The sequence below is a fragment of the Streptomyces tropicalis genome (genome assembly GCF_029269835.1).
In the GTDB taxonomy this organism is placed as follows: domain Bacteria; phylum Actinomycetota; class Actinomycetes; order Streptomycetales; family Streptomycetaceae; genus Streptomyces; species Streptomyces tropicalis.
Genome location: NZ_JARJBB010000074.1, coordinates 1 through 3,438, shown reverse-complemented (window position 1 = coordinate 3,438; position 3,438 = coordinate 1). Strand labels below are relative to the sequence as shown.

Genomic DNA, 3,438 nt, shown 5'->3' with positions numbered 1-3,438 from the left:
ATCAGGGCTCGCGGCCTTCGTACGGCGGATGGACGACCCCGCCCAGTGGCGCGCCTGGCGCGAGGACCTGGTCACCTCCGGCCGCGGCATGTGGCTCGGCGGCCCCCACCTGAGCGAGGACCTGCGCGAGCTGGGGCGGCTCGATCCCGCCCCCGACGGCATCCTGATCACCACCCAGGGCGGCCGCACCCGCCCCACGATGCGCCTGGTGATCCGCTGGGAGGAACTGCCCGCCTGGATCCACCTGGGGCTGGACGAGCAGGCGCGCCGCGAACTCCTGGACGCCGACGAGGCCTACGTCACCGCGCTGGCCGCCAACACCGACGGCACGGTGGACCGGAGCCGGCTGAGCAGCGCCGAGCAGACCATCTGGAACGCCCTGCGGGCCGCCGGGACACCGACCGCCCAAGGCCTTGCTGCCTCCTGGGACCGCTACCGCGCCGACGCGGTGCCCGCTGAAACGGACGCCCTGTTCGACCTGGAGACCGCCACCCGCGAAGGCGGCCCCTACACCAGCCTCGCCGAATTCACCCGCGCCACCGACGAGGTCATCACCGCGGCCTGGGCGCTCCTCGCCCACCCGCAGTGGCCGGCCGCCGACCCGCGCACGGGGCGACTGCACGAGGCGAGTGCGGCCGTACGGGCCTCCAGCCCCAGCACCCCCTCCGAGGCCGTCCGCGCGATCCTCGCGCTCGCCCGGGCCGCACAGGACAATGACGTCCTCCACGTCCCGGTGCCACTGGACGTGAAGGACCTCTTCGCATCGTTCGCCACCCTCGCCCGTCGACACGCTGACCAGGTCGCGGCCACTGCGTGGAGCGAACAGGCATGGCGGCAGGTGTTCCCCAGCGCGGGCGAAATCTGGTCCGAGGACCCGTTCTTGCTGCCCCGCCTCGGCTACCCCGACCCGCGGCAACGCCCGCTGGCCGAGGGCGCCATGGAACCGCTCGGCGACTACGAGGCCTTCGGCAACCAGACTTACGAACAGATCACCCGCCCGGACCTGCTGGACCGGCTCGTCTACCGCGTCCCGGACACGGACGGCTTCACCGTGCGGCAGGAGTACATCTGGAGCGGACCCGCCTACACCCTGCGCGGATCCGACAACGAGGTCGTGGCCACCCTGGTCAAGGAGAGCTCGGGCTGGCACGCCGTGATGGGGCCGCACCTGCCCGGTGAAGCCGGCGAGCAGCTCACCATCCTTCCCCCGCAGCCGTACGGTCCGGACAACTTCCACCACGCGGTTGTCAACGCCCTGCGCGTGTGGGCCCAGGAGAACGGCCAGCCGCTGCCCGGCCACCCCGCCTACCCCGACGCCATGCGCGTGTCCTGGGCGTTCGCCGAACTCGAACCCGCCATCAACGCCCTGCACACCGCCGCCCGTCACACCTGGCCGCTCACCTACACCCAGCAGCCCGCCCTCACCGGCGTCCTGGACGCGCTGGAGCAGATCCAGGCTCACGACCGGCTCCAGCTCGACGACAACCAGATCCAGGCCAAGGCCGGATACATCGAGCGCCTCCTCGCCCCCGCCACGGCCGCACTGCGCGCCCAGCTCGAGAACGAGCACCTGCACGCCAGCGACCTGTACGGGCTCGTGCGGTTGCTCGCCGGCCACGCGCACGAGATGCCGCGCCGTCTGCGCACCTTCGCCGACCACCGCACCACCCCCACACCCGACCTTGCACCTGCTGCCGAGCAGACGCCCCAGACGGCCGCACCGGCACCGGAGGCCCCGATGACCACCCCCGCGCCCGAGGCCATCCAGGAAGCACCGGTGACGGAAGGCGGCGTGTGGGACCCCCACTACCCCGTCCCCGAGACCATCGCCCAGCTGTGGAGGACAGCCCAGGCACAGGGCTGGACCATGACCCGCAACACCGAGGACAGGGGCTACGGCAGCCAACTCCTCAACGTCGAGCTCGAAGCACACACCCAGGTCGGCTACTGGCGCTTCAGTCTGCAGTGGCACCCGCGCAAGGGCCGGTTCGCCGCGGACAAGGACCGGTCATTCGCCAACTGGCCCGACGCGCGCACCGGACCGCGCGGCGGCACCACTCATCCCAAGGTCGAGGACGCGCTGAACGCCATGCAGCGCTACGCAGCGATCCCCGCCCCCGCCGAGGAGCCCGACACACCCACCGAGCTCCCCGTTACGCCCGCGCCGACGGCTGCCGGGACGGTTTCCGATCAGCCGGAGAGCGAGCAGCCCGGCGCCGTCGAACCGGACACGAGCGCCGCCGTGCCGTTCGATGCGCAGGAACTCGAGGGCATGCCCGGCTACTGGTGGCGGCTGGAGCCGCCGCGCGAGGGTGCCCGCGACGACGTCGAACACATCACCGTGGGCCACGGCAGCGAGCAGGTTGGCCATGGACACAGCCCCAACGGCTGGGACGGCAAGACCAAGTGGACAATCGCGGTCGGGACCGACTACATGCCCGGCGAGCGCACTCCCTCCGCCAGCGCCAAGAAGATCGCCGAATGCCATCAGGCCCTGCAGGACGCCGCTCAGCTCCCCGGCCCCCGGCCCGCGGAAACGGTGTGGGTCAGCCACGACCGTGAGTACGGCGGGGAGAACCGCACGTGGGTGTTCGGTGTCGCCGACACCGACAAGGATGCCGTGGCCGCCCTGGAGGCGGAGGACTTCATCCGCAAGCCCAGTGCAGACGCATGGGTCCAGAACCCGCGCATCCGCCCCGAGACCCGGGCCTACAAGACCGGTCTGTTCGTCCGGCGCATGCTCAAGCACGGCCGCTCCATCGCCGTCCACTACCACCGCGACGGCGCACCCGCCGACACCACCCTGCCCGAACTCGACCCCGCGCGGCGCAGCGAACTCGACTCGCTCACCGAGGGGGAGCGCAGGGACTGGAGCCCGATCGAGTTCCAGGCAGGAGACCAGGTCCTCCTCAAGGGCTCGCACAGCTGGTGGCACACCGTCGCTGACGTCCAGCCCGGCGAGCTCACCGTCGAGTTGGAGAGTGCCGACTACGGTGACGTCCTGGCCCGCCGCCGGGGCGAGGACCTGCTCACCGTCGCCGACCCGGTCGGTGAGATCACCACCGCCCGCCCCGGAACCCTTAACCTGCGCGGCGAGGCCCCCGAGGTCCTGGAAGCCGAAGAGGCCCGGCTGGAGCTGCCGTTGGCCGATGCAGCGCACGCTCCCTTCGTCGAGGCCCGCCGCGCCCAGATCACCACCGAGCGGGAGCGCGTCGCAGGAGGCCTCGCCCGCAAGGAGAAGAACCGCGCCCAGCTGCAGGCCATCCTCAGCAACCCGAAGGAACTGAAGAGCCTCAGTGGCCGCCTTGTACACAACGAGGTGGGAGACCTTCTCGGGGCTGTCGTCAACCGGGACAAGATGCCCGACCCTCCCCGGACTCGGAAGCAGAGCCGGAAGTGGATCTTCATCGACCTAGACGGCAACGCCCTGGGTGCGAT

1 protein-coding gene is annotated in these 3,438 nt (G+C 71.3%); it reads left to right on the top strand.

The genetic code is table 11. The annotated features are described in order from the left end of the window. Positions 1 to 28: 28 nt before the first annotated feature. On the top strand, positions 29 to 3,438 hold a 3,410-nt coding region (locus P3H78_RS32980), incomplete at its 3' end, for a hypothetical protein (RefSeq protein ID WP_276112853.1).